This window comes from Micromonospora sp. CA-246542 (assembly GCF_050942905.1).
In the GTDB taxonomy this organism is placed as follows: Bacteria; Actinomycetota; Actinomycetes; order Mycobacteriales; family Micromonosporaceae; genus Micromonospora.
Genome location: NZ_CP192040.1, coordinates 4,212,422 through 4,239,420 on the forward strand (window position 1 = coordinate 4,212,422; position 26,999 = coordinate 4,239,420).

At 72.8% G+C, this 26,999-nt stretch carries 20 protein-coding genes and 1 pseudogene; 7 read left to right on the plus strand and 14 right to left on the minus strand.

Annotated features, from left to right (window positions below; all coding sequences use genetic code 11):
• Nucleotides 1-3 precede the first annotated feature (3 nt).
• The 8 genes and pseudogenes from ACQP0N_RS19770 to ACQP0N_RS19805 all read right to left on the minus strand — a co-directional run bounded on the left by ACQP0N_RS19770 (nucleotide 4) and on the right by ACQP0N_RS19805 (nucleotide 11,720).
• The gene (locus ACQP0N_RS19770) at nucleotides 4-474 is read right to left on the minus strand and encodes an Rv0361 family membrane protein (protein WP_433112753.1); all 471 of its coding nucleotides are present in this window, start codon (nucleotides 472-474) and stop codon (nucleotides 4-6) included.
• A gap of 82 nt (nucleotides 475-556) precedes the next feature.
• Nucleotides 557-1,783 carry an MFS transporter gene (locus ACQP0N_RS19775; RefSeq protein WP_433112756.1) on the minus strand — a complete coding sequence of 409 codons (1,227 nt, stop codon included), beginning with the start codon at nucleotides 1,781-1,783 and terminating at the stop codon, nucleotides 557-559.
• Between the two features lie 76 nt (nucleotides 1,784-1,859).
• Entirely contained in the window at nucleotides 1,860-2,339 is a 480-nt protein-coding gene (locus tag ACQP0N_RS19780; protein ID WP_433112759.1) for a hypothetical protein, read from the minus strand.
• 320 nt (nucleotides 2,340-2,659) lie between these two features.
• On the minus strand, nucleotides 2,660-2,854 hold the full coding sequence (locus ACQP0N_RS19785) for an MbtH family protein (RefSeq protein ID WP_433112762.1): 195 nt from the start codon (nucleotides 2,852-2,854) through the stop codon (nucleotides 2,660-2,662).
• Nucleotides 2,851-3,177 (minus strand): phosphopantetheine-binding protein, encoded by a 327-nt coding sequence (locus ACQP0N_RS19790; protein ID WP_433121712.1) that lies wholly within the window; start codon nucleotides 3,175-3,177, stop codon nucleotides 2,851-2,853. The genes ACQP0N_RS19785 and ACQP0N_RS19790 overlap by 4 nt, the downstream gene beginning before the upstream one ends.
• A 353-nt stretch (nucleotides 3,178-3,530) precedes the next feature.
• A pseudogene (locus ACQP0N_RS19795) lies at nucleotides 3,531-5,876 on the minus strand (type I polyketide synthase); the annotation flags it as partial.
• Nucleotides 5,877-5,914: 38 nt separating this feature from the next.
• Complete coding sequence (locus ACQP0N_RS19800) at nucleotides 5,915-9,091, minus strand: non-ribosomal peptide synthetase (RefSeq protein ID WP_433121714.1); 3,177 nt, start codon at nucleotides 9,089-9,091, stop codon at nucleotides 5,915-5,917.
• Nucleotides 9,018-11,720 carry a non-ribosomal peptide synthetase gene (locus ACQP0N_RS19805; protein WP_433112765.1) on the minus strand — a complete coding sequence of 901 codons (2,703 nt, stop codon included), beginning with the start codon at nucleotides 11,718-11,720 and terminating at the stop codon, nucleotides 9,018-9,020. The genes ACQP0N_RS19800 and ACQP0N_RS19805 overlap by 74 nt, the downstream gene beginning before the upstream one ends.
• 298 nt (nucleotides 11,721-12,018) lie before the next feature.
• Between ACQP0N_RS19805 and ACQP0N_RS19810 the strand changes: the two genes are divergently transcribed.
• Nucleotides 12,019-14,316: a BTAD domain-containing putative transcriptional regulator gene (locus tag ACQP0N_RS19810; RefSeq protein WP_433112768.1), complete on the plus strand. Its 2,298-nt coding sequence runs from the start codon at nucleotides 12,019-12,021 to the stop codon at nucleotides 14,314-14,316.
• 27 nt (nucleotides 14,317-14,343) lie between these two features.
• On the opposite strand, the gene ACQP0N_RS19815 is transcribed toward ACQP0N_RS19810, so the two are convergent.
• Nucleotides 14,344-14,889, minus strand: coding sequence for an RNA polymerase sigma factor (locus ACQP0N_RS19815; RefSeq protein WP_433112771.1), 546 nt, complete (start codon nucleotides 14,887-14,889; stop codon nucleotides 14,344-14,346).
• Between the two features lie 46 nt (nucleotides 14,890-14,935).
• Between ACQP0N_RS19815 and ACQP0N_RS19820 the strand changes: the two genes are divergently transcribed.
• Nucleotides 14,936-16,300, plus strand: coding sequence for a serine/threonine-protein kinase (locus ACQP0N_RS19820; protein ID WP_433112774.1), 1,365 nt, complete (start codon nucleotides 14,936-14,938; stop codon nucleotides 16,298-16,300).
• Between the two features lie 75 nt (nucleotides 16,301-16,375).
• Here the strand turns inward: ACQP0N_RS19820 and ACQP0N_RS19825 are convergent, their stop codons facing one another.
• A complete protein-coding gene (locus ACQP0N_RS19825; protein ID WP_433112777.1) occupies nucleotides 16,376-16,735 on the minus strand; it encodes a hypothetical protein in 360 nt (119 codons plus the stop codon).
• Nucleotides 16,736-16,805: 70 nt separating this feature from the next.
• On the opposite strand from ACQP0N_RS19825, the gene ACQP0N_RS19830 reads away from it, so the two are divergent.
• Nucleotides 16,806-17,084: a hypothetical protein gene (locus ACQP0N_RS19830; RefSeq protein WP_433112780.1), complete on the plus strand. Its 279-nt coding sequence runs from the start codon at nucleotides 16,806-16,808 to the stop codon at nucleotides 17,082-17,084.
• A 90-nt stretch (nucleotides 17,085-17,174) separates the two neighbouring features.
• Here ACQP0N_RS19830 and ACQP0N_RS19835 read toward each other — a convergent pair whose 3' ends face one another.
• Both ACQP0N_RS19835 and ACQP0N_RS19840 read right to left on the minus strand, forming a co-directional pair.
• A complete protein-coding gene (locus tag ACQP0N_RS19835; RefSeq protein WP_433112783.1) occupies nucleotides 17,175-18,248 on the minus strand; it encodes a glycerophosphodiester phosphodiesterase family protein in 1,074 nt (357 codons plus the stop codon).
• A 174-nt stretch (nucleotides 18,249-18,422) separates the two neighbouring features.
• Complete coding sequence (locus tag ACQP0N_RS19840; protein ID WP_433112786.1) at nucleotides 18,423-20,489, minus strand: PQQ-dependent sugar dehydrogenase; 2,067 nt, start codon at nucleotides 20,487-20,489, stop codon at nucleotides 18,423-18,425.
• 983 nt (nucleotides 20,490-21,472) lie between these two features.
• On the opposite strand from ACQP0N_RS19840, the gene ACQP0N_RS19845 reads away from it, so the two are divergent.
• Entirely contained in the window at nucleotides 21,473-22,519 is a 1,047-nt protein-coding gene (locus ACQP0N_RS19845) for a polysaccharide deacetylase family protein (protein WP_433112789.1), read from the plus strand.
• Nucleotides 22,520-22,660: 141 nt separating this feature from the next.
• The gene (locus ACQP0N_RS19850; RefSeq protein WP_433112792.1) at nucleotides 22,661-24,124 is read left to right on the plus strand and encodes a PepSY-associated TM helix domain-containing protein; all 1,464 of its coding nucleotides are present in this window, start codon (nucleotides 22,661-22,663) and stop codon (nucleotides 24,122-24,124) included.
• 47 nt (nucleotides 24,125-24,171) lie between these two features.
• Here the strand turns inward: ACQP0N_RS19850 and ACQP0N_RS19855 are convergent, their stop codons facing one another.
• Complete coding sequence (locus tag ACQP0N_RS19855) at nucleotides 24,172-24,639, minus strand: MarR family winged helix-turn-helix transcriptional regulator (protein ID WP_433112795.1); 468 nt, start codon at nucleotides 24,637-24,639, stop codon at nucleotides 24,172-24,174.
• Nucleotides 24,640-24,737: 98 nt separating this feature from the next.
• Here ACQP0N_RS19855 and ACQP0N_RS19860 point away from each other — a divergent pair, with 98 nt between their 5' ends.
• Nucleotides 24,738-25,583, plus strand: a complete 846-nt coding sequence (locus ACQP0N_RS19860) for an SDR family oxidoreductase (RefSeq protein WP_433112798.1) — start codon at nucleotides 24,738-24,740, stop codon at nucleotides 25,581-25,583.
• Between the two features lie 189 nt (nucleotides 25,584-25,772).
• Nucleotides 25,773-26,144, plus strand: a complete 372-nt coding sequence (locus tag ACQP0N_RS19865) for an ArsR/SmtB family transcription factor (protein WP_396803249.1) — start codon at nucleotides 25,773-25,775, stop codon at nucleotides 26,142-26,144.
• Nucleotides 26,145-26,178: 34 nt separating this feature from the next.
• Here ACQP0N_RS19865 and ACQP0N_RS19870 read toward each other — a convergent pair whose 3' ends face one another.
• Nucleotides 26,179-26,997 (minus strand): SAM-dependent methyltransferase, encoded by an 819-nt coding sequence (locus ACQP0N_RS19870; RefSeq protein ID WP_433112802.1) that lies wholly within the window; start codon nucleotides 26,995-26,997, stop codon nucleotides 26,179-26,181.
• Nucleotides 26,998-26,999: the final 2 nt, after the last annotated feature.

Below are 26,999 nucleotides of genomic sequence, written 5' to 3' on the forward strand. Positions count from 1 at the left end.
CGGTCAGCCGAAGAGCTTCTCGTCGCACACCTGCCAGCCGACCTCCGACTCCAGCCGCAGGTCGAGCCGCAAGGTCTGACCGTTCCGGCCGGTCAGTTCGACGGTCACCGAGGCGCTGTTGCCGGCCTCGTTGGTGAAGGCGGCCCGGCCCATGGTGTGCGACACGGGCCGTCCGATGCGTTCCACCGCCGCGGTGAACGCCGCCAGGTCGATCCGCGCCCGGATCTGCTGGCACAGGGACTCGTGGGCGGCGGCGTCGTGGTTGCGCTCCAGTCGACCGACGAACTGGTCGGCCGCCGCGCGGGGCTCGTCCACGTCCGGTCCGGCGTACATCCACAGGAGAAAGCCGCCGACCGGCAGGGCGAGCGCCGCCAGGCATCCGAAGATGACGGCGCCCGCGACGATCCAACCCGTGCGCGAGGCCCTGGGCGGTGGGTCAACCGACGGACGGTGCGGTGACAGGGCTGGGGGCATAGCGGGAACGCTAACGACGCCCGGCACCTGACCAACGACGGTAGGGCCACGAATCGATCTCGATGCCCGTGTAGCCCGCTCGTCAGCCGGTCGCGCAGGTCTGCCGGTCGTGATCGTTGGCTGGTGAGCGGTGGTGTCGCCGGTGTGTCGTGTTGCTGGGCAGCCAACGATCGCGAGCCGAGGCGGCCGCGGCGGCCAGGCAGAGCGCGGTGGCGGCGAGGACCGGTGGGCGGCCGCCCAGGTGAACGGCGACGGAACCGAGCGGGATCGCCAGGACGAGCGGCCCGAACATCGCGGTGTTGGCCGTCGCGGCGACCCGGCCGAGCAGCGCCGCGGGGGTGTGCGTCTGCACGGCGGTGACCGCCGCGACAAGGGTCCAGGGCAGCCCGACGCCGGCGACGAGCGCACCCGCCACCGTCGCCTGCCACCAGGGCAGACACCGGGCAAGACAGCTCACGGCGAACAGCACCGTTCCGGCGAGCCCGACGGGAACCGGACCCCATCGGCTCAGGAGCCGGCCCACCATGATTCCACCCAGGATGGAACCGGCGCCCTGGGCACTGGCCAGCACCCCCAGAAAGGTTGTCGGCAGGCGTAGGTCCGTGCTGACGATCGTGTAGAGGGCGGCGGTCACGAAGCCGGACATGGCGATCGACACGCCGGCGAGCAGGACCGGCACGCGGATGGACCGCTGTCCGGCCAGGACTGACAGTCCGGCACGGAGCCCACGGTCCGGCTTCGTCAGTCGCTCGGGTGCCGTCCGGTTCAGGCGGACCGCCAGGTAGAGGACGGCGACCAGGATCGGCATCGCCGCGCTCAGCACAGCGACCGCGTGGCCGCCCTGCCAGGCGTAGAGACCCGTGCCGGCGAGCGGCGCGACGAGCTTCATGCCCTCCTGGGCGCTGGAACGCCACCCGTTGACGGCACCGAGTTCCGCCACCGACAGCGCCGACGGCAGCAGCGCGGTCTCCCCCGCGTCGATGAGCACGTAGCTGACGCCGTAGGCGCCGGACACGACGAAGATGACCCACGTCTGCCCGGGGCCACGCACGGCGAGGAGCGCCAGCAACGCGCCCGCCAGCATGAGGTTGACGGCGATCACCAGTGGCCGTCGCGACGCCCGGTCGAGCAGGCCACCCAGCCACGGGCCGGCGAGCACCGGGGCATACACGCAGAGCCCAGCGAGGGCGGCCAGTCCGGCGGAGCCACTGAGGTCCAGGATCCAGATGCCGGACACGAGGGCCATGGCGCCGCCGCCGAAGCCGGACAGCATCGAGATCGCCACGAACAGACTCGCGTTACGCCGCATGAGCCCTCCCAGGTTGAGTCAGGTTGACTCATATCCTGATTCTTGAGCCAGGCTCAGACAATGCCGCGAGGAGACGTCAATCCCGCGTTGACAAGGCGGTCGACATCGTCGCCGCCAGCGTCCGCACCGACGGCGGCAGCCGATCGTCCGCATCGTCGAGGTCCGTACGCAGGTGCAGGACCAGGGCGTAGAGCGAGCCCGGGTCGGCGTCCAGGGCGGCGTCCACGGTGCTCCGCACGAGTGTCGCCCGACGGAAGCGGGAGTCCCACCGTCGGTCCGTCGCGATCCACCGCCCCAGTTCGGCCACCGCGGCCCGCAACGCGGCGATCTGCCGCGGGTAGACCCGGTCCAGGTCCTGCCGCCGCGCACGTCGCGCCGCCGCCAGACGCTGACGGCGTTGCTCGGCGGCCTGCCGCGTGCCGAGGCCCAGTGCCGCCGCGATCTGCGCCCAGGTCGCGCCGTCATGGCGGGCCCGGTCGATCAGCTCGGCCTCCCGCTCGTCCAGGTGCGCACGAGCGGCACGCACCTCGGCCAGGCCGGCCAACGGCGTCGTCATCGTGTCAACGATACATTGACAACTCGACGCCGCGAGTGCCCGGGCGGACCGCAGTGCCACGCGGGCCGGGTGTCCCTACCAATGCAGTGACGCTGTCGAGCTGCCCCACTTCTGGGGCAGGACTCGGTCCTGTCGGGCTGCGCCACCTCAAGGGCGGGACCCGACCGCCCCAGAAATGGGGCAGCTCGACAGGCAGCACACGGCATCTGCCTCCCGCCAGCGGACCGCCACCTGCCGGGCCGCCACCTGCCGGGCCGCCACCTGCCGGTCTGCCACCTGCTGGGCCGCCGGCTTCTTCCGGCGGGGTGCTGACCGGTCGGTCAGCTGGCGGCGAGGTGTTCGCGGACGCTGCGGGGGCGCATGTCGGTCCAGGTGCGCGTGACGAAGTCCAGGCACTCCTGGCGGCTCCCGGCGCAGCCCGCGTCCCGCCACCCGTCCGGCGCCTCCCGGTGCCGGGGCCACAGGGCGTACTGCTCCTCGTCGTTGACCACCACGCGGTGTTCGTCAGCCATCATGGGTTGCCTTCCTCGTGTCGGGCCAGGTGCAGCTCGCGGGCGAGACTCTCAGGCGAGAGCGCCCGGATCTCCGCGAGCAGGTCGGTGAGGTCCCCGTCCGGTACGGCGGGAGCCGGCCGGGCCAGGTCGGCGACGGTACGCGCCAACGCGGCGGGGGTGGGTGATTCGAAGATCGCGGCGGGCGGCAGGTCGACGCCGAACGCGTCGCGCAACCGCGCCACCACCCGGGTGCCGAGCAGCGAGTGGCCGCCCAGCTCGAAGAAGTCGTCGTCGGGGCCGATCTCGTCCACCCCGAGCAGGTCCACCCAGATCCGCCGCACCACCTCGTACGGCTCGTCGGCCGGCGCGACGGCAGTGTCCGGGGTGGTCGGTGGTGGGGCGGCGGTGACCGGCGCGCTCTCGTCGAGCGTGACCGGGCCGGGCCGGTACGCGTCGACCCAGTGCCGCTCGCGGGCGAACGGGTAGGTGGGCAGGGTACCCGCCGTCGTCCGCTGGGCCAGTCGACGGGCGCCCCGGCGAGCCAGAGCCGTCCGACGGCCAGCGCGACCGCGTCATCCTCCCCGGTCGGGGTGCGGTCGGCGGGCAGGCTGGTCAGCACCGTCGCACCGCGGGCCGCCCCGTGCTGACGGACGAGGGTGGCCAGGGTGCGGCCCGGGCCGGCCTCCAGCAGCGCGTACCGCTCGCCCAGCAGCAGGTCGGCGGTGGCGGTGAAGTTGACCGGGCGACGGAGCTGCCGCACCCAGTAGTCGGGGTCGGTGGCCTCGTCGTCGGTGAGCCAGCGTCCGGTCACGTTCGAGACGATCGGCACGGCGGGCGGGCTGAGCGGGACCTCGCGCAGGTGCGCGGCGAAGCCGGCCAGGGCGGGCTCCATCATGGCCGAGTGGAACGCGTGCGAGGTGCGTACCTCGCGGCAGGCCACCCCGCGCCCCCGCAGGTCGGCGGCGAACGCGGCGACGGCGGCCGTCGGGCCGGAGACGGTGACGAGGCGCGGCGCGTTGGCGGCGGCCACCTCCACGCCGTCGGGCAGCAGCGCCGTGACCTCGTCGACGCCGAGCGCCACCGACAGCATCGAGCCGGGGGCCTGCGCCTGCATGAGCCGGCCGCGTACGGCGACGGTGGCGAGCGCGTCGGGCAGCGTGAAAACGCCGGCCAGGCAGGCGGCCACGTACTCGCCGAGGCTGTGTCCCGCCAGCGCGACGGGACGTACGCCATGGTGCCGCAGCAGCTCGGCGAGGGCGTACTCGACGGCGAACAGCGCCGGCTGGGTGAGTCGGGTCTCGTCCAGCTCCGGTACGGCTGGGACCGGTTCGCCGGGTGGGCAGAGCAGCGTGCGCAGGTCCACGTCGAGGTGCGGGCGCAGCAGTTCGGCACAGCGGTCGAAGGCCGCCCGGTAGACCGGCTCCGCGTGGTACAGGGTGCGGCCCATCCCTGCGTACTGCGCGCCCTGGCCGGGAAAGAGCAGCGCCACACCGGCCGGCGTACCGGTGACGACGCCGGTGCGGACCACCGATGAGTCGCGGTCGGCGAGCCGGGCGGCGGCGGTGCGGACGTCCGGGGCGACGGCGACCAGGCGGTGGCCGAACGCCCGTCGCGTGTGGGCCAGGGTGTACGCGACGTCGGCCAGCGGCACGTCCGGGTTCGCCTCCAGGTGGGTGGCGAGCTGGGTACGGGCCTCATCGAGCCCGTCGGCGTCCCGGGCGGAGAGCACCAGCACGTACGCGGACCGCTCGTCGTCGGGGAGCTGGCGCGCCGGTTTGGCGGCCTGGAGGACGACGTGGGCGTTGGTGCCCCCGATGCCGAAGGAGCTGACCGCCGCGCGGGGCGGCCCGCCCAGGTCGGGCCAGGGCTGCGGCGCGGTGGGCACCCGGAACGGGCCGCCGGCCAGCTCGGGGTGCGGCTCGGTGCAGTACGGGCTGGGTGGCACCACCCGGTGGTGCAGCGCCAACGCGGCCTTGATCAGCCCGGTGACGCCGGCGGCGACGTCGAGGTGACCGACGATCGACTTGACCGAGCCGAGCGCACACCGACCGCCACCAGCGTCCCCACCCCCGGCCGCGCCCTGGAACGCCTCGGTCAGGGCGCGTAGCTCGATCTGGTCGCCCAGCTCGGTGCCGGTGCCGTGCGCCTCGACGTAGCCGATGGTGGCGGGGTCGACCTCGGCCACCTCCTGGGCGGCCCGGATCGCGGCCACCTGACCGTCCACCCCGGGCGCGGTGAACCCGACCTTCACCCGGCCGTCGTTGTTGATGGCGGAGCCCCGGATGACGGCGTACACCGTGTCGCCGTCGTCGCGGGCGTCCGCCAGCCGGCGCAGGACGACCACGGCGGCGCCGTCGCCTCCCACGGTTCCGGTGGCGCGTACGTCGAAGGGCCGGCAGTGCCCGTCGCGGGACATGATGCCGCCAACCTCGTGGCGATAGCCGGTGCCGGTGGGCAGCAGGATGTGCGCCGCGCCGGCGAGCGCGACGTCGCACTCGCGGGCGAGCAGCGCCTGCGCGGCGAGGTGTACGGCGACCAGCGACGACGAGCACGCCGTCTGCACGGCCACGGCGGGTCCCCGCAGATCCAGGTGGTACGCCACCCGGGTGGGCAGCGAGTCCTTGTCGTTGGCGAGCATCAGCTCGTACTCGGAGACCGAGTCGAGCCGTGGATTGCGGAACAGGTGGTGCAGGAGGTAGCCGCTGGCCGCCGCGGCGGCGTACACGCCGACCAGCCGGTCGGGGTCCCCGGCGAGGTGACCGGCGCGTTCCAGGGCGGTCCAGGCCGTTTGGAGGAAGAGCCGCTGTTGCGGGTCGAGCAGCCGTGCGTCGCGGGGCGAGTAGCCGAAGAAGCCGGCGTCGAAGCGGTCGATGTCCGGCAGCGCGCCGTGCGCCGGCACGTGGTCGGGGTGCCGCCGCTCCTGTTCGCTCAGCCCGTTGGCGGCCAACTCCGCGTCCGTGAAACGGGTGATGGCCTCCTGTCCGGCGAGGACCCGGCGCCACAGTTCGTCGACGTCGGCCGCCCCCGGAAAGCGGCCGGCCATCCCGACGATGGCGATCTCCAGTCCGGTCTCCTGGTCGCTCACGCTCGCCCCTCCCCCGCCGGCACCGGGCGGGCCCGGCGGGCCCGATCGGCCAGCGCCTGCTTGCGTTCGTCTCGTCGGCGGCCACCGGTCGGCGTCGCCGTGGGCGCGGACCCGCCGTCGAGGAAGCGGGCCAACTGCGCGACGGTCGGGTAGCGGAACAGCTCCACCGCGGGAACCGGTCGGCCCAGCCGGTCGGCGAGTCGGGTCTGCACCCGTGCCAGCAGCAGGGACGTGCCCCCGAGGTCGAAGAAGTTGTCGTCCGCACCGACGTCGTCCAGCCCGAGCACCGCTCGCCAGGTGTCGGCGATGGCCCGTTCGACGGCCCCGTCGGGCGCCACGTACGCGGCGCCGAGATCGGCGCGGGCCACGGCGGGTGCCGGCAGGCGGGACGCGTCGAGTTTGCCGCTGGACGTGAACGGCAGGTCGGGCACCACCACGAAGGCGCTCGGCACGAGGTAGCGGGGCAGCCGCCGGAGCAGGCTCTGGCGTAGCTCGTCCACCGCCAACCCGTCGCCCACGAGGTAGCCGACGAGTCGTCTCCCGCCGGGCGAGTCGGTCCGCACCACGGCGGCGGCCCGGCGTACGCCCGGGTGCTGCCGCAGGTGCGCCTCCACCTCACCCAGCTCGATCCGGAAACCGTTGATCTTGACTTGGTTGTCCGCCCGGCCGAGGAAGACGAGTTGTCCGTCGGCACGCCAGCGGACCAGGTCACCGGTGGCGTACATCCGTGCCCCCGGCGTCGGCGCGTACGGGTCGGGCACGAAGCGTCCGGCCGTGAGCGCGGCGTCGCCGTGGTAGCCACGGGCCACGCCGAGGCCGCCGAGATACAGCTCGCCGGGCACCCCGGGCGGCACCGGCCGCAGCTCGGTGTCGAGGACGTAGGCGCGCACCCCGGTCAGCGGCCGGCCGATCGGCAGCTCGCTGTCGGTGGGCGCGCAGTGGGCGGCCGTGGCGGTGACGGTGGCTTCGGTGGGGCCGTACCCGTTGATCAGGAGCCGGCCGCGCGACCAGGCGGCGGCGACGTCCGGCGCGCAGGGTTCCCCACCCACGGTGAGTACCCGCAGGTCGGGCAGTGCGGTGGGGTCCAACGCGTCGAGGACCACCGGTGGAAGGTCGGCGACCGTGACGCGGTGCCGGACGAGCGCGGCGGCCAGGTCGGGGCCGGGCGTGCGCTCGTCCGGGCCGAGCAGGCGCAGGGTCGCGCCGACGGTGAGCGTGGTGACCACGTCGGACAGCGCGACGTCGAACCCGATCGAGTGGAACTGCAGGACCTGGTCGCCGGCCCGGACGCCGACCAGCCGGGCCTGCGCCTCGGCGAGGTTGGCCAGCCCCCGGTGGGTGCCGATGACGCCCTTGGGCAGCCCGGTCGAGCCGGACGTGTAGATCAGGTAGGCGGCGGCGTCCGGGTGGACGGCCGCCAGCGGCGCGGCGGCGGCGTCCGGGGCTGCGTCGTCCGGGGCGGCGTCGTTCCCAGCAGCGGCGCCGAGGTGCAGCAGCGGCAGGTCGGTGGCGGGGAGCGCGAGCTGCGCGTCGGCGGTGGTGACCACCAGCGCGGCGGCCGAGTCGGCGAGCAGGTGCGCCAGCCGGGCCGCCGGTAGCTGCGGGTCCAGGGGCAGATAGACCCCACCCGATCGGAGTACGGCGAGGAAGGTGACCACCCAGTCGGGGCCGGCGGGCAGGCAGACGCCGACGGTCGTCTCGGCCCGCACACCCCGGGCGGTGAGGGCCCGGGCCAGCCGGTCGGCCCGGGCGTCCAGGTCCCGGTAGGTGACAGCCTGATCGCGGTACGCCACCGCCACGGCGTCCGGGTTCGTCCTCGCCTGGCGGGCGACCAGCTCGCCCAGGGTCGGCTGCTCGGGGGACGCGGGCGCGGTGGCGGCCCAGCGGTCCACCAGGTCCCGACCGGCGGCCGGGTCGAGCAGCGGCAGCCGGTCCACCGGTGTGTCCGGGGCGGCGAGCGCGGCCATGAGCAGGGTGTCGAGCTGGTCGGCGAGCGCGCGGGCGGTCGACTCGTCGAAGAGCCGGGTCCGGTACTCGATCCGCCCGTCGATGCGGCCCTCCTGCGCGACGACGGTCAGCGTCAGGTCGAACATGGACGTGCCGGTGTGCGTCTCGCCGCTGGCCAGCACGGTCACCCCGGGCAACGTCAGCCGCTGTTCCCAGCCGTCCTCGACGGCGAACATGACCTGAGCGAGGGGATGACGACCGGGATCGCGGACCGGGCGCAGTTCCTGCACCAGGGCGTCGAAGGGCACCGGATCGGTCAGCGCGGTCAGCGCCGAGTCGCGGAGCCGGTCCAGCAGCGCGGCGAACGTCAGCGCACCGTCGACCCGACTGCGCAGCACCAGGGTGTTGACGAAGAAACCCACGGCGGTTTCGCTGTCCAGTGTCTGCCGATTCGCCACCGGAGTGGCGATGAGCAGGTCCGGTTGCTGGCTGCGCCGGTGCAGCAGCGCCGCCCAGGCCGCCGCGAAGATCATGTACGGGGTCGCGCCAATGCGTCGCTGCGCCTCGGCGACCCGGTCGGCCAACGCGGGAGGCCAGGAGAATTCGATCTCGTGGCCGGCGTCCTCCAGTTCCACCGGACGGGGCCGGTCGGTGGGCAGGTCGAGGCCGGGCGGCGCGCCGGCCAGCGCGTCACGCCACCAGTCGAGCCGCCGGGCCAGCTCGGTCGGGCCGAGCAACCGGTCCTGGGCCAGCGCCGTCGGCACGTCCCGGGGAACCGTCGGCAACGCCACGGCACGGCCCTCCCGCAGAGCCGCGTACGCCGCCGACAACTCCTCGAAGAGCAGACCCATGCTCCAGCCGTCGCAGACCACGTGGTGCAGGCTGAGCAGCAGCGAGAAGTCATCCGGGCCGGTGCGGCACAGGGTGGCGCGCGCCAGTGGGCCCCGGGCCAGGTCGAACGGGCGTACCGCCTCGGCGGCGGCGTACCCGTCGATCCGCTCCGGCGCGACGTCCACCACCGTGAGCGGCAGACCGGTCGGAGGCAGGACCATCTGGTACGACTCGCCGTCCAGTGGCACGAACACCGTGCGCAGCGCCTCGTGCCGCGCCACGATCTCGTCGAGCGCGCCGCGCAACGCGGCCACGTCCAGGTCACCGCGCAGGTCCACCCGGTACGGCACGTGGTAGGCGGGGCTGTCCGGTCTGAGCTGGGCCAGCAGGAGCATCCACTCCTGGGCGGCGGTGAGCGGGTGGATGCCGTACCGGTCGCCGTCCGCGCGGATCGCCGCGAGGAACGTCCGCCGCCGCTCGGGTGGCAGGGCCTCCACACGCTGGCGCAACTGCGCGGGGGTGAGCGCGCCGATCATCGGGCGGCACCCTGTTCGAGCTGGTCGAGCAGGCCCGCGAGATCGGCGGGGGCGGCCCGTCCAGCACGACCGGCGCGACCGGTTCGGCGGACCCGGCGGGTGTGCCGCCGATCTCGTCAAGCGCGGCGGCCAGCCCGGCGACCGTCGGGTGGTCGAAGATCAGCCGCAACGGCACCTCCGCGCCGATCGCGGCGGCGAGCCGGGAGCGGACCCGGGTCGCCTTCAGGGACCGTCCACCCAGGTCGAAGAAGTCGTCGGCACGTCGGCGCACCGGCACGCCGAGGACGTCCTGCCAGATCTCGGTCACCGCCCGCTCGGTGGGCGTACGGGGAGCGTCGTCGTCGGCTGCCGCAGTGGCGTCGGGCGCGGGCAGCGCCGCGACGTCCACCTTGCCGTTGCGGTTGAGCGGTAGCCGGGGCAGCAGCACGAACACGGCCGGCACCAGGTGGTCGGGCAGTTGCTCGCGGGCCCGCTCCCGGATCGCCTCGACGCCCACTCCCTCGTCGGGCACGACGTACGCGACCAGCCGAGCGTCACCGGCGGCGTCGCGATCGGCGCGCACGATCGCGTCGCGGACCAGCCCGCCGCGGCGCAGCGCCTCGGTCACCTCCCCCGGCTCGACCCGGTACCCCCGGATCTTCACCTGGTGGTCGGACCGGCCGACGAACTCGATCAACCCGTCCGGGCGCTGCCGGACCACGTCCCCGGTGCGGTAGAGCCGGCCGCCGGCGCGGGGCCCGAACGGATCGGGCACGAACGCCTCGGCCGTCGCGTCGGGGCGGCCGAGGTAGCCCCGGGCGACGCCGTCCCCGCCGATGAACAGCTCGCCCAGCACGCCGGGCGGCACCGGTCGCAGGAGCCGGTCCAGCACGTACACCCGGGTGTTGGCGACCGGGCCGCCGATCGGCACGACCGGGTCCGCAGCGGTGAGCCGGGCGCAGTCGTACGTGGTGCTGTAGGTGGTCGCCTCGGTCGGGCCGTACCCGTTGACGAGCGTCGTGTCCGGGCACGCGGCCCGCAGCCGCTCCACGGCGGTCCGGTCGGCCTGTTCGCCACCGAAGGTCAGGTAGCGCAGCGCGGCCAGGGCGTCCGGCGCCTCGGTCGCCACCTGCCGGGCCACGGAGGTGGCCAGGAACATCATCGTCACGCCGGTGTCTCGCAGCCGGGCGCGGAGCCGTTCCGGCACGATCACGTCGTTGATGTCCAGGTCCGCGAGGCAGGCGCCGTTGAGCAGCGCGCCCCAGACCTCCAGCGTGGCCGCGTCGAACGACATCGTGGCGGCCTGCCCCATCACGTCGTCGGGGCGTACGTCGATGAAGGTGGTGTCGCGGACCAGCCGGACGATGTTGCGGTGGCTGACGCCGGTGCCCTTGGGGCGGCCGGTCGACCCCGACGTGTACATGACGTACGCGAGTTGGTCGGGGTGGACGGTGACCGCCGGGGGCTGGGCCGGGCCGTCGTCGGCCGGCAGCCGGTCCAGGACGAGCCGGGGCGTGCCGTCGTCGGGAAGCCGGTCGGCCAGCGCGGCGGCGTGCAGGATGACGCCCGGCGCGGCGTCCTGACACATCAGCGCGAGCCGCTCCGGCGGATAACCCGGGTCCAGCGGGAGGTACGCGGCGCCCACCTTGAGTGTCGCCAGGGCGGCGACCACCCAGGTCGTGGTGTCGGCGAGGCAGATCCCGACGATCGTCTCCGCGCCGATGCCGAGCCGGAGCAGACGCCCGGCCAGGTGGTTCGCGCGCCGGTCCACCTCGCGGTAGCCGAGCCTCTGGTGGTCGTCGCGCAGGGCGGGCGCGTCCGGGGTCCGCCGGGCCCACTCGGCGAACAGCGCGGGCACCGACGACTCGCGTGGATAGGCGGTGTCGGTGGCGTTCCAGTCAAGGACCACCCGCCGTTCCGTCGCCGGGTCGAGCAGCGGCAGGTCGGACAGCCGCGCCCCGGGGCGTTCCCGCGCCCGGTCGAGCAGGACGGCAAGAGCCGCCGCGATCGACGCGACGTGCGGGTGCCCGCCCACCGTGGCCGTCGCCCGTTCGTCGGCGTCGTCGATCAGCAGCCGCAACACACCACGATTACCGGGCGGCAGCTCATCGGAGCCGATCGATACCACCGGCCGATAGTCGAGAGGATTTTCGGGCAATTCCGTGTCATGCGCCCGGGCTTCCCGTAGCGCCGTTCGGACCAGGTCCCGCAGCTCGGTCCAGGTGGGATCCTCGGGCAGCCGAACCCGGACCGGCAGCCAGCGTCCAGCGTCGGTCGGGGTGGCCGGCGTCGCGGCGAGCAGATCCCGAGCACCGACCCAGCGGTGCAGCAGCGCGAACAGGCCGGCCAACACGCTGACCTGCGGATCGACCTCCTCGCGCAGGTCAACTCGGGCGTCGCCGGGCGGGTCTGCCGTCGGCGTGAAGGGCAGGTCCGGCGGGTCCGGGAGGGCGGCGAGCTGCTGCTCCCAGAAGCCGGAAAGGGCAGGAAGAATTGTCTGTTCGGTCATCGGATCTCAGCTCCGATCGGCGGGCGACACGCAATGACCGAGAGCATGGCCCGCGCCCGTGCCAGTTGCTTGTACGGACCGTTCGGGTGCCGTTGCGGCGACCTGAGGGAAACCTGAGCGCGGCTTTATGCCGATAGCGCATTGCAGTCAGTAAGTACACCGACTCTTTTGGTTATGGCGATGCCGCTCGATGAAGGCAATGATCGTGCCGGGGGGAAGCCACGCCGGGTGACGACTCGCAGGGCCCGGTTGTCTCTTCGCTCGCCTGATCCTCCACGAGAGCACACAGGAGCGGTGAATGTCCGGAGACCTTGTCAACCATGCCTGGCGCGCGTCGCCGCCGGCTCGCAGCGAAGGTGGAGGCGACGCGTCGACAGCAGAACGACGACCCACGAGCGGTGATCCGGGGCGGGCGCTGCGGCACCTCGCCGCCGCCGGTGACCGCAGGGCCGCGCACCTGTGGCTCGCCACCCAGACCGACCTGCTCGCCGCGAGCCCCGACGAGGCCGACGGCGCGGTCGCCCAGATCTGGCGCACGGCGCTGCGGCACCACCTCGCCGGGGAACCACACCTGGCGACGGCTCTCCTGGCGACCGCGCCGATCGGCGCGACCGGGCCGCACGCCGTGCAGACGTACTGCCACGCCGCGGTGCACCACCTGCTCGACGACAACATCGAGCGGGCCAGCGCCGACGTCGAGGAGGCGGCCCGCGCCGCCCACGCGTGCGCCGTACCGACCGCCCACCAGGCGTACGCCCGGGTGGTCGTGCTGCTCGCCGCCGCCACCGGCGACCCGACGGCGACCCTCGCGCGGGCAGAGGCGACCGACGGGCTGCGCCGTGCCGACGCCAACCTGTTCCGGCTGATGGTCCACCTGGACCTGGCCGGCCACCTGCTGCGGGCCGGCGAAGCCGCCGACGCGCTGCGGCAGGCCGAGGCGGCCGTACGACTGACCGAGGTGGCGGGCGACTCCGCCTACGAGCCGTACGCGCTGACCCTGGCCGCCGTGGCGAAGTGCCAGCTCGGACGGTTGGAGGAGGCGCTCGCCGACGGCGCCGCCGGGCTTCGCCTGCGGGAACTGGCGGGCGTCACCGCCGACGAGGTGTTCTCGCTGGCCGCCCTCGGCATGGTGCACCGCCGGCGGCGCGAGCCACGCCAGGCCCGGCAGGCGTTGGAGGGCGCCCTGAGCGCCATGGCCACGTCTTCCGCACGCCCCGCCTCGCCGGCCTGGGTGCTCGCCGAGCTGGCGCGGATCCGCGCCGCCGACGACCTGGCCGCCGCGCAGGACCTCGCCGAACGGGCGGTCACCGTGGCCCGGGAGCTCGAACGGCCGTACGCCCTGCTGGCGCGCGGCTGGGTGGCGCTGCTGCGCGGCGACACCGCCGCCGCCCACTTCGACGCCGCCGAGGCTCGCACCGGGGCCACCGTCGGGCGGCGACGCGCCACCCTCATCGAGGCGCTTCAGCTCACCGTGCTCGCGGCGGACGATCCGCGCGCGTCCGCCGGGCTGCTCGACGACGCGGCGGCGCTCTGCCGGGAGCTGGGCGATCCGGCCGAGGAGGCCACCGTCCGGCTGATCGCCGCACGCCTGCAGGGTCGGCAGGCCCGTCGCGGCGCCGAAGGCGCCGAGCAGAAACTGCGCCGATGCGGGGTACGCCTCGACCCGGGCGTCGCCGACGGGCTCAGCGCGATCACGCTGCGCGTACCGGCGGTGGTCATCCACACCCTCGGCGACTTCCGGGTGTTCCGGGCCGGCGCCGTCGTCCCGTACGGCGAGTGGCAGTCCAAGAAGGCCCGGGACCTGCTGAAGATCCTCGTCGCGCACCGGGGCCGCGCCGTACCCCGCGCCCGGCTGATGGAGCTGCTCTGGCCGGACGAGTCACCGTCGCGCACCGCGAATCGGCTGTCGGTGCTGCTGTCCACGCTGCGTCGGGTGCTCAGCACCGGGCGCCGCACCAGCGGTCGGGGGGCGGTGCTGGCCGACCGGGGTTCGGTGGCGATCGACCTCGACGTGATCGACGTGGACGTCGAGACGTTCCTCACCGCGGCCGAGGAGGCACAGGCCGCCCTGCGGGCCGGGCACCCCGACACGTCCCGCGCGCTGGTGCGCGCCGACGAGTTGTACGGCGGGGACTTCCTCTCCGACGACCCGTACGAGGACTGGGCCCAGCCGCTTCGGGAGGAGGCGCAGGCCGCTCACACCAGTGTGCTGCGCGCCCTGGCCCAGCACACCTCGGACACCGACCAGAAGGTCGTCTACCTGATGCGACTGGTGCACCGCGACCCGTACGACGAGGACGCCCACCTGGAGTTGGTGCAGGTGCTGCGCTCGGCCGGGCGGCACGGCGAGGCGCAACGCCGCTACCGCACGTACGTCGAGCGGATGCGGGAGCTGGGCATCGCCCCGGCGGGCGGCCCGACGGCCGGCGTCGACGCCGGGCAGCACGCGGATTCGGCGGCTGCGCCGGAGACGCGGGTCGCCCGGTGGCGGACTCCCGACGCGCAGCCCCCGTGGACGGCGGAGGTGGACGCGGGCCGTCCGGCCGGTGTTCCGGCGCAGCGGACGTCGAGGAGGCTCATCGAGCATCCAGCCTGACCGGCGCTCGTGGGTGACCGTGCGGGCTCACCGCTCCCGCAACGACTCCCGTACGTGTCTGCGGGCGTGGTGGATCCGCGACTTGACCGTCCCGACCGGGATGCCCAGCTGATCGGCGATCTGCGGATAGTCCAGCTCGCAGAGATCGCGGAGCACGAGCGCCGTCACGAGTTCCGGCCGGTGCGCCTCCAACCTGTCCAGCGCGTCGAGCAGGTCCAGGCGGGTTCCGGCGATGACGCTCGTCGTGCGCGGGTCGACGACCTCGGCGGGCAGCAGGTCGCTGGGGTGCTCGGCGGCGCGTCGCCGCAACGAGCGGTACGTCTGCCGGGCGGAGTTGGCGACCACCGTGTGCAGCCAGGTCGAGAACAACGACCTGCCTTCGAACCGCTCGATGTGCCTGGCGACCTGCAGGAGCGCGTCCTGGGCCGCCTCCTCGGCGTCCTGCCGGCACGGCAGGAACCGACCACACTGCTCGAGCACCCGCGGTCCGATCGCGGACAGCAGGTGGTCGAGCGCCGCCGCCTCCCCGGCCGCGGCCCGGCGGGCCAGTTCCTCGGTAGCCAAACCGTCCACTGTCGACGCCCCCCGGTCGTCCGCGTTGTCGCCGCATAATACGGCCGTGTCCATTCCGTCGCAGATCGGCAGGTACCGCGTCGCGCGCTCCGTCGGGGCCGGCGCGTTCGCCACCGTGTGGCTGGCGTACGACGACGAGCTACGGTCGCCGGTCGCCGTCAAGGTGCTCGCCGACAACTGGTCACAGCGGGCCGACATCCGGGCCCGGTTCCGCCAGGAGGCCCGGTTCATGCGCCAGGTCGACTCCGACCACCTGGTCCGGGTGCTGGACGTCGGCGAACTGCCTGACGGCCGGCCGTACCTGGTGATGACGTACGCCGACGGCGGTTCGCTCGCCGACCGGCTGGCCGGCGGTCCGCTCCCGGTCCGCGAGGCCCTGCGCATCTCCGTCGACGTCGCCCGCGCGGTGGCGGTCCTGCACGACAACGGGGTGCTGCACCGGGACCTCAAGCCCTCCAACGTCCTCTTCGACACCGCCCGGCCGGAGAGCCGCGTGCTGGTCGCCGACCTGGGGCTGGCGAAGACGCTCGCGCACGCCTCCGGCCTCACACTGGTCGCCGGAACGCCCGGCTACATGGCACCCGAACAGCTCGCGAACGGTGGACTGGACGAACGGGCCGACGTCTACTCGATCGGCGCCCTGACCCACCACATGCTGACCGGAGGCCCGCCTGGACAGTCCCCGGGGACCGCCCGCCGCGTACCCTCCGCCGTCGAGCGTGTCGTGCGCCGGGCCCTGCACCGCGATCGGGACCGCCGATGGCCGACCGCCGGCGCGTACGCCTCGGCTCTGGAGGAGGTGCTCGCCACGCCGCCGGTTCCGGCCCGCCCGGCGCTGCGGCGTGTCCTGCGGTCCGTGGCCGCCGTCGGCGTCGCGGCGGTGACGCTTGTGGTGGCGGGATCGACCCCGACTCCGCTCGCACCGCACGGCTGGACGCGGGTGAGCGACGTGACCGGGGCGCTGTCGATCGCCGTACCCGACGGCTGGGCCCGGCAGTTGCGCGACCGCGGCTGGAACCCGGCCGTGGTCGGTCTGACCGCCGGCCGGGCCCCGGGCCTGCTCGTCGGCCCGGATCTCGCCGCCTGGCCCGATGTGGGCAACGTGACGTCGGGGGTCTTCGCCGGGGCGAGCCCGTCCCTCGCCGGCCGGACGGGCCGGCCGGCCCTGCCGGACCACGGTGGGTGCACCCGCGCGGCCGACCGCCCCGTGACGGTCGGCGCCCTGAGCGGAAGCGTCGGACGATGGTCGGGATGCCGCGGCACCACGATGTCCTTCAGCGAGGTCACCCTGGTCGCGCCCGGGGGCGACTTCGGCGTCTACGTGCAGGTCAGACAGACCGGAGGGGGCGACCGCACCGACGAGGTCCTCGACACCCTGCGGGTGCACGGGCCGGCGGTCGTGCACGGCTAGGCCGTGTGTCGAAGTCCTCGGTCGAGCCGAGGCGGAGTCCAGACGGCGGTCCGGCAAGGGACTTCGGCACACGGCCTAAAACCGCTCCCAGTCGCCGGCGAAGTTGACCTTGCGCCAACGCCGGGTCTCGCTGCCACCATCGAGGCGACGGACCGTGGCCTCCACATGCTCGTCCACCACCCGGTACGAGGTGAACGTCATGACCTGCCCACCACTCGCACTGGGCGCGTCCCCCTGGATGACCGGCCGCGCGTTGAGCCCTCGGCCGTCCTCGGCGAGCTGAACCGGCACCAGCGCCTGCCGGCGCGCGGCATCGGGATTACCCAGTTCCACCAACACGAGCGCGTCCTCCGTCGACGGCGCGTTCGCCGGCTCCTCGACCACGAACTCGGCGTACACGGGACGGGCGCCGCCGGGCAGTATCTTGCACGGCACGTCGAAACCGTTCGTGCCGTCGCGGAATCGGACGCTGTCGTCCGACTCGCCGCAGAAGCTCAGGTTGCGGATGACGGCGTTGGACCAGTTGGTCCGCCGGATTCCGCTCGGCTGTGCGCCCGACCCCGAGGTGGGTGTGGCCGAGGCGGTCGACCCGGAGGTGCGGCTGGCGGACCCGCTCGGCCGGGGACTGCCGGTCGCGGCAGCGCTCGACGCCGAGGGCGGCGCCGCGCTGGCGCTCGGCGAGGCTGAGCCGGCGGGCGCCGCGTCGCCGTCGAGCCGTTCCGTCTCCGGCGTGCAGCCGGTGACAATGGTGAGGCTCAGTGCCATCGAGGTGAGCGTCCCGTAGCGCATGGGGGTCCCTTCTCCGTGATTTTCACCTGTCACGAAGTTGGATGCCCCGATCCGGGTAACGGTTCACGGATCGGGGCAGACCCGATCAGTGGCGGGGTTGGTAGCTCTTCGGCAGGCGCATGCCGCGCTCGGCCATGATCGCCCGCACCCGGTTGGGGTAGTTGCTGATGATCCCGTCGACACCCATGTCCATCAGCGCCGACACAGTCGCCGGGTCGTCGCAGGTCCACGGGATGACCTTCAGGCCGCGGGCGTGCGCCTCGGCGATCATGGTGGCGTCGGGATAGAAGCGGAAGTTCGGGTCGGCGATGGTGCCGTTCTGCGGGAAACCGTAGTTCGGCGACAGGGCGGTGACGCCGGGGATGGCGGCGGCCGCCTTGACGAAGTCACCGTCGTAGTCGTCGGCGTCGATCCCACCGAGCCAGGGGGACGCGCCGGGCTTGCCGACCTGGAGGAAGTCGTAGTTCGTCAGGGCCACCAGCGGCCACTTCGGCGCGAGCCGGTGCATCTCCTTCAGCGCGCCCCAGTCGAACGACTGGATGGTGACCTGCTTCTCGAGGCCGGAGGCGTGGATCTCCTCGAAGACGCGCCGGACGAACAGCTCGCGGGGCGCGGTCTGCTCGGGCGCTCCCGCCTCGACCTTCGTCTCGATGTTGAGGGTGACCTGCTTCGCCCGGTAGCTCTTGACGAGGTCGAGGACGTCCTTCAACTCGACCATCCGGAAGCCCTTGACCTGCTCCTGCTCGGGAAAACCCGGGAGCTGCTGGTAGCCGCAGTCCATGGTCTTGACCTGGGCGAGGGTGAGGTCCTTGAGGTACTTGCCGACGTACGGGTACATCGGGTCACCGGCCGTGACCGGCGCGGTGTCGGCGCACTTCTGCGCGCTGACCTGGCGGTCGTGGTTGACGACGACCTTCTGGTCCTTGGTGATCTGGGTGTCCATCTCCAGGGTGGTGACACCGAGGCGCAGGGCCTTGGCGAAGCCCTCAAGCGACTCCTCGGTGGTCATTCCGATGCCACCGCGGTGCGCTTGGAGGTCGAAGTGGGTCTTCTGCGGGAGCAGCGCGTTGGCACTGTCGGCGGTCGACGCGTGCGCGGCCACCGGAACGGCGAGCGCGGGCAGGACGACGAGGCCCGCCAGAATGTGACGCAGGGACATGGTGCGAGAACCTCAGCTCTTCAGGTGCAGATGCCCTGGCCACGCTAGGTGGGAGTCGGTCGGCCCCGATGACCTCGCCGCGAGCGGGACGTGAACGCTCGCCGAACCTCAGGAGCACCTGCCGTCCGCCGACGGTCACCCTGTCGATGCGGTGACCGTCGGCGGACGCCCCGGCTAACCGCCGAGGGTGACGTGCAGGACGCGCTCGTTGCTGTTGTTCGGGATGCTGTCCTTGTCGCCGGTGGTCGTGGTCGTGAGCCACAGCCCGCCGTCGGGCGCCGGCTCGACCGTGCGCAGCCGGCCGTACGTGCCGCTGAAGTACGTCTGCACGTTCGTCAGGCTGCTGCCGCTGATCACGGCCCGGTACATCCGCGCGCCGCGAGCGCAGGCGACGTAGAGGGCGTCGCGCACGATCGTGATGCCGGAGCAGGAGCCCTCGGCGGTCGGGTAGGTGCGCGCCGGCGCGAGGTAACCGGCGGTGCCGCAGGTGCCGCTGGTGCCCTCGCAGGCCGGCCAGCCGTAGTTCCCGCCCTTGGTGATCAGGTTCGTCTCGTCCATGATCGAGTTGCCGAACTCCTGCTCCCACAGACGGCCCTGCGAGTCGAACGCGAGCCCCTGCGGGTTGCGGTGCCCGTAGCTCCACACGTAGTTGCCGAACGGGTTGTCACTCGGGACGCTGCCGTCCGGGTTGAGTCGCAGGATCTTGCCCTCCAGAGCGGCACGATCCTGGGCGTACGCGCCGTTCTGCGCGTCGCCCGTGCTCGCGTAGAGCTTGCCGTCCGGGCCGAACCGCAACCGACCGCCGTTGTGGTACTTGTTACGCCGAATCCCGCTCAGCAGGACCTGTTCACCGGCCGTGGTGAGCCGACCGTTCTCCAACTTGATCCGCACGATCCGGTTGTCGGTCGGCGAGGTGTGCATGATGTAGAGCCACCGGTCGCTGGCGAAGCTCGACGAGATGGCCAGGCCCATCAGGCCACCCTCACCGTCGGTGCTCTGCACGTTCGGCACGGTGCCCACGGTGGTCTTCGCCCCCGTGGCGGGGTTGAGCTGGATGATGTCGTGCGCGTCGCGGCGGTTGTAGAGGACGCTCCCGTCCGGCAGCGTCACCAGCCCCCACGGGACGTCGGTGTCGGTGGCGACCTGGCGCACGGTGCACACCGGATTGGCGCAGGTGGCACCGGTGCTCACCGCGACGGAGGCGCTGCGCGAAGAGACGTTGTCCTGCCCGTCGCGGGCCGCCACCTGGTACTGGTAGGTGGTGCTCGCCGCCAGGCCGCTGTCGGTGAAGGTGGTCACCGGCGGTGCGCCCGTCACGGCGCCGATCTTCACGCCACCCCGGTAGATGTCGTACGCCCGGACCCCGACGTTGTCGCTGGACGCGGTCCAGCGCAGGGTGACGGTGGTGCCCGAGGCGCTGCCCGTGAGCTGCGTCGGCGTGCTCGGCGGCACGGTGTCGGCCTGGCACTGCGGCGGGGTGATCGTCACGGTGGAGCTGGCCTGCGACACGTTGCCGGCGGCATCCCGCGCGTTGACGTAGAGGCCCCAGGTCGCGCCGGGCACGACGGTGAGGTTGGCGGACAGGGTGCTTCCGCTCACCGACGTCATCAGCTGGCCGTCGTGGTAAATGTCGTAGTACGCCACCGCCACGTTGTCCGTCGAGGCGTTCCAGGCGAACGTCACCGAGTTGCAGGTCAGACCGCTGACCCGGGCGTTGCCGGGCGGCGTGGGTGATTGGCTGTCGGCGCTGCCGAACGACGACGTCCAGCGCTGGTTGGCCTGCCCGTTGCAGGTCCAGAGGCCCACCGTCGTGCTGTTGGCGGTGCCGCCACCCGTCACGTCCAGGCAGAGTCCCGACTGGACGCCGACGATGGTCCCGTTGGTGTTGATCTGCCAGCGCTGGTTCGCCCCACCGGTGCAGCCGTAGATCTGGACGGCGGCCGGCGCGCTGGTGTCCTGCCCGACGACGTCCAGGCACATCGTCGCGTCGTACACCCGCAACTCGCCGGCCGCGGTGAGGGTCCACGCCTGGTTGGCCTGTCCGCCGCAGTCATAGATGTTGATCCCGGTACCGGCGGTCCGACCGCCACCCACCACGTCCAGGCATCGGCCGGACGCCGCGCCGACGATCGTCGACGGACCGGCCGCCGACGCCGGCACGCCGAGCGTCACGGCCACCAGCACTGCCACGGCGATCGGCGGCAGGAGCCGTCGTGGTCTGAGCCGCGCGAAAACGCTCATCCGTCCTCCAAGATCGGGGCATCGACCGGCCCGACCCCACGCCGGGCGACCCAGCGCCCGACCAGACCGACGAGAAGACAACATCGACCATCCAAGATGGATTGCGGGCACATGTCAACGATCTCGTTCGATCAAGGACAAACCACGTCAACAAAGCCGGCTCTCCACGGATCGGCCTTGATGTGGCGTAATGGTGTAGCGACACAGCGTGGCGGGGACTGCGCGGCGGGCGCGACGTGGCGCGGCGGCCCAGCAACCGCCGCGCCACCAGCGCCTGTCGGCGCCGAGCCGGACCGCCCGGTCCGCCGCTCCGGGCGGCCCCGCAGCGCAGTCTCCACCCGACCGGGCGGGCCTCCCGGCGGATGGATTCCTGCGCGCACCGACGTCGTGCGACGCGATGGCGTCGGCCGGCCCGCCCCGCCATCGGCGGCCGGCGTTCGGGTCGTCGTGGACGACCCTGATCGACGCGCATCGAGGTCCGTCGGTGGCGAAAGTATTGGTACGGCAGAACTGCGATGTCAACGTTTCTCGGAAACTTTGCGAAAGGTCAGACGGCACAGGCGGGCCAACCATTAGTCGTCTTCGCTGGCCCTGACGCTGGCCAGGAGATTGAACTCGCAACCGGCGTCGAAGAACCTCGTCAGGCGATCTGATTGATGCCGATAGTTCCGATGAATTTCCGGATCACCGCGATCGACGCGCGACCCTCGGCGGCCGACGCGCCTGCGGTCGGCGCGTCGTCGCAGGTGGATCGCCACTGCTCCGCACCCGGATGACCGCGCTGCGACGACCTCGCAGCACTCTCGGAGGACTTCCGGAACTTATTGACGGCCTCAAATTTGCGCTGCGATACTCCGATCCACCGTGATCGATGCACCCGATATCCGTGAGGTCGCGTCGATCTCCCCACCCACCACCCACCACGTCCGGACCGTGCTCTCCTTCCACACCGGGACGGGACCGGGCCGGTAGAAGGGGCACAGATGAGCACTGTCTCCGCTGGCACGCTCGTACGGTCCAGGCCACTACGGGCGGCGCTGTCCATCCTCGTCACCGCGGCCGCGGCATGCGCCGTCGTCGTCGCGGCCACCGCCACCCCGTCGAACGCCGCCACCTGCAACGGCTACGTCGGTCTCACCTTCGACGACGGCCCGACCGACAGCACCAGCGCCCTGCTGAACGTGCTGCGGGCCAACGGCGTACGGGCCACCATGTTCAACGTCGGGCAGAACGTGCAGAACAACCGGTCGGCGGCGCAGGCGCAGGTGTCCGCCGGCATGTGGGTCGGTAACCACAGCTGGAACCACGCCCACATGACGTCGATGAGTCAGTCCCAGATGCAGTCCGACCTGTCCCAGACGAGTTCGGCCATCCAGTCGGCGACCGGCGTCCGACCCCAGTTGTTCCGGCCCCCGTACGGGGAGACCAACTCCACCCTCCAGTCGGTCGCCTCCTCGCTCGGGATGCGGCAGGTGATCTGGGACGTCGACTCCCAGGACTGGAACGGCGCCAGCGTCAGCCAGATCGTGTCGAACGCCAGTCGCCTCCAGGCCGGTCAGGTCATCCTCATGCACGACGGCATCCAGAACACCCGGGACGCCATCGGGCAGATCATGGCCAACCTGACCAGCCGTAACCTCTGCCCGGGCATGATCTCGCCGTCCACCGGCCGGGCGGTCGCGCCCGACGGGGCCACCCCGCCGCCGAGCGGCACCACGCCGCCCCCCGGCGCGACGACCCCACCGCCCAGCGGCGGATCCTGCACCGCCACCGCGTCGACCACCAACGTGTGGGGCGACCGGTACAACACCTCGGTCACGGTCAGCGGCAGCAGCACCTGGACCGTGGTCGTGGCCCTCACCTCGCCGCAGCGGGTCTCCAGCGTCTGGAACGGCAACGCCAGCTGGGACAGCAGCGGCACGGTGATGACCGTACGGTCCAACGGCAGCGGCAACACCTTCGGCTTCACCACGATGTTCAACGGCAACAGCAGCGCCCGGCCACAGATCCGCTCCTGTGGCGCCGGCTGACACCTCGGACGCGTCCCGCGTGGCGGCCACGGCAACGCCACGCGGGACACGTCCCCTGACCGCGGCCCACGCCGCCGCCACGACCCCGATCTGATCCGGAAGTGGCGGGAACCACACCGGCCGATGTCGCGACTACCAGACATGTCACTGACCGAGCTGTCCGGCACGCCGACGCCGGAGGAGTCCACCCCGGCGGAACTCCCGACCCAGCCGACCCGGCGCACCTCGCCGTTCGGCGCGCTGCTGGTCCGGCTGCACTTCTACGCCGGCATCCTCGTCGCGCCGTTCCTCGTGGTCGCCGCGCTGACCGGGCTGGCCTACACGGTCGCGCCGCAACTGGACGGTGCGCTCTACGGCGACCAGTTGACCGTGGCCGCGCGCGGTGACCGTCCACTCCCCCTCGCCGGCCAGATCGCCGCCGCCCGCGCCGCGCACCCCACGGGCGACATCGCCACCGTCCAGCCCGGGGACGGCGACCGGACCACCCGGGTGGCGTTCTCCCTGCCCGAACTCGGCGAGAAGGTGCACACCGTCTACGTCGACCCGTACACCGCCGAGGTCCGAGGTCAGCTCACCACCTGGTTCGGCTCCACGCCGGCCACCACCTGGCTGGACGACCTGCACCGCAACCTGCACCTCGGCGTGGTGGGCCGGCACTACTCGGAGCTGGCGGCGAGTTGGCTCTGGGTGCTGGCCCTCGGCGGCCTGCTCCTGTGGTGGCGGCGACGGCGGGCCTCCCGGTCCGCCGCCCGGCACCTGTTCGTGCCGAACCTGTCCACCGGCAGGGGTGTCCGCCGTACCCGGGGGTGGCACGCCACGACCGGCGTCTGGCTGGTCGTCGGTCTGCTGTTCCTCTCGGTGACCGGCCTGACCTGGTCCCGCTACGCCGGAGCCACCTTCGGCGCCGGCCTCGACGCCCTCGACGCGCGCTCCCCCGAGATCTCCACCAGCCTCTCGGCCGGCCCGGCCGAGAGCGGCGGCGGCCACCACCACGGGGACGCCCCGACGAAAGGGGTCGTCGACCCGGCGGCCTTCGACCGGGTCCTGGCGGCTGCTCGTACGGCCGACCTCTCCGGTCCGGTCGAGGTGACCCCGGCAGAGCCGGGCACCGCGTGGACCGTCACGCAGATCGACAACACCTGGCCGGTCGCGAAGGACCGGGTCGCCGTCGACCCCACCAGCGCGACGATCACCGCCCGCAGCGACTTCGCCGACTGGCCTCTCCTGGCGAAACTGAGCGGCCTCGGCACCCAGGCCCACATGGGTGTGCTCTTCGGCCCGGTCAACCAGATCCTGCTCGCCGCGCTCGCCCTCGGGCTGCTCTGCGTCGTCGTCTGGGGTTACCGCATGTGGTGGCAGCGCCGGCCGACCCGCGCCGACCGTCGCGCGCTCGTCGGCGTACCGCCGGCCCGTGGAGGCGTACGTCGGCTGCCCCGGTGGGCGGCGCTGCTCGGCGCGGCGGCGACCGTGGCGGTGGGTTGGGCCCTACCCCTGTTCGGCCTCAGCCTGCTCGCCTTCGGAGCCGTCGACGTCGTCGCGGGCATGGTGTCCCGGCGTCGGCGTCCCGGCACCATGCCCGTCTCCCCGGCGCCGGCCGGGAGCTGACCCGTCGGACCCGAGCGGCGCGGGCCGGCCGCGGCATCCGGAGGGCTTCAGCCCTCGGTGTCGTGGCCACCGTGCGGAAGGGCCGCCAGGCTGCCGCGCAACGCGGTCCGGAAGTCCGCGTACCGGTCGGGGCCGAGCGCGTCGGAGAGCTGCCGTTCGATTGCCGCCACGAAGTCGTCGGACGCCTCCATGAGCCGAAGTCCCCGCTCGGTCGGCACGATCAGTCTCGCCCGGCGGTCGGCCGGGTCTGGCGCACGCCGCACGTAGCCGAGCCGCTCCAGCTCGTCGAGGATCGCGCCCATCGTCTGCTTGTTCCGCCCGGCCAGTCGCGCCAGCTCGCCGGGGCGCGTCCCCTCCGGATCCAGGTAGGCCAGGACGGCGCCGTGGCGGGGTCGCACGTCGTCGAAACCGTCCTCGGCGGCGCGCGTGAAGATCTCCCGCTGGACACGCCCGGAGAGCTGCACGGCCAGGATGCCCAGGTCGGGATCCTGCTCCTTACGTGTGCTGCGCTTCATATTTTGGTCCAATCATTGGACGGTACAAGTTTTGGACTATAACGTCTCACCGGTGACCAGCGGGCCCGTCGGGGTCCGCGCGAATCCGGAGGACGACCATGACCATTCTGATCACCGGAGCGACCGGCACGGTCTCGCGGGAGGTGCTGCGCGAACTCGCCGGCAGCGAGCAGGTACGGGCGCTCGTGCGGGACCCGTCGCGAGCGCCCGCGCTCGACGGCGTCGAGTACGTCGTCGGCGACCTGGACCGCCCCGCGACGCTGACGCCGGCGTTCGAGGGCGTACGCACCCTGTGGCTGCTCACTCCGATGGGTCCGATCGCGCCCAGTCAGAGTATGAACGCGGTCTGGGCCGCGCGGCAGGCCGGCGTGCGGCACATCGTCCGGCTCTCCGCGATCGGCGCCGCGCACGACGCCCCCACCCGCAACGGCCGCCTGCACGCGCTGTCCGACGCCGAGGTACAGGCGTCCGGCATCCCCTGGACGATCCTGCGACCGAGTTACTTCATGCAGAACCTGCTCGGGTCGCTGGCCGGCGAGCAGCTCTACGGACTCTTCGGCGCGGCGCGGGTCGGCCTCGTGGACGCGCGGGATATCGCCGCCGTCGGAGCCGCGATCCTCGCCGCGCCACGGCCGCACGAGGGCATGATCTACACGCCCACCGGCCCGGAGAGCATCACGCTCGACCAGGCGGCGCAGGACATCGGCCGGACGATCGACCGCCCGGTGCGGTACGTCCCGCAGAGCCCCGAGCAGACGCGGGACGGGCTCCTCGCGGCCGGTCTGGACGAGTGGTCGGCGGAGGTCCTCGCCGAGTACCGGGTCGCCTACGGCAGCGGGTGGGGCGACTTCGCCAACGACCACGTGGCCCGGGTGACCGGCCGACCGCCACGAACCTTCGCCGAGTTCGCGCACGACCACCGCGAGCGGTTCGCGGCGGCCTGAGCCGTCGCACCCCCGCGCGGCGGGCAGCACGGCTCCGCGACGCGGACGCCCCGGCGGGGCGATGCGCTCTCCGGTGAGCGCGCCGGAGAGCGCATCGGTGTCGGCCAGCGCGTCGGTGTCGCGCGAAGCACATCATCGGTCCGGCGATTTGTCCGGTTCAGCCACTCGAACCGTCAATTTGGTGGAACGATGACTGTCGTGGGAACTGCCAATACCGCCATGCCTGCCATCTCGCCCCTCGCCGGTGAGCCGATCAAGCGCGCCGACGCCGAACGGCTCGCGGGGGTGCTGAAGGCGTTCGCCGATCCGGCCCGACTGCGCCTGCTCAGCCTGATCCAGGCCGCCCCGGACGGCGAGGCCTCGGTCACCGACCTCACCGCGCCGCTCAATCTCTCTCAGCCGACCGTGAGCCATCACCTGCGGATTCTCACCGAGGCCGGGCTCATCGAGCGGGAGAAGCGCGGGGTCTGGGCCTACTACCGCATCGTGCCCTCGGCGATCGCGGCGATAGCCGACCTGCTGACGCCGCCGCGCAAGAGGCCGACCAAGAAGACCCGCTGAGCGGTCGATTCGTCGGCGACGGTGACGCCGGTCGTCAGCGGACGCGGGCGACCGCGCCGTTGAACGACACGTCCTGCACGGACGGGCGCGGCCGCGGCGCGTCGTCGGCGTGCCAGCGCGCCACCGAGACGATGCCCGGCTCGACGAGTTCCAGCCCGTCCAACAGGGCCGCGAACTGCTCGGTGCTGCGCGCCTGAAAGCGCCCGTCGCGGTTGTTGGCGGCCAACCCGGCGGTGACCGCAGGTGGCAGATGTTCCCAGGTCACATGCGAGGCGACCACGTAGCTGCCGGACGGCAACGCGGCGACGAGCCGATCGAGGATGCCCCTGGGGTCCTCGTCGTCCCGGACGAAGTGCAGGATGGCCACCAGCATCAACGCGACGGGCTGGGTCAGGTCCAACGTCGCGCGTAGGTCGGGATGGGCGAGGATCTCGGCCGGCGCGCGCAGGTCGGCGTCGAGGTACGTCGTCCGCCCCTCGGGCGTGCTGGACAACAGCGCGCGGGCGTGGGCGAGGACGATCGGGTCGTTGTCGACGTAGACGACACGGGCCGACGGGTCGACGGCCTGCGCGACCTCGTGGGTGTTGTCGGCGGTCGGGATGCCGGTCCCGATGTCCAGGAACTGCCGGACACCGCGCTGGGCCAGGAAGCGCACCGCGCGTTGCAGGAACATCCGATTCTCGATCGCGGCGAGCCGGATGGTGGGCATCGCCGCCGCGAGGGCGTCACCGGACGCCCGGTCGGCAGCGAAGTTGTCCTTGCCGCCCAGCAGGTAGTTGTACCTGCGCGCCGGGTGCGCGACCGAGGTGTCGATCCGGTCGGTCGCTGCCGGGTGTCCGCCGTGCGACGTCATCC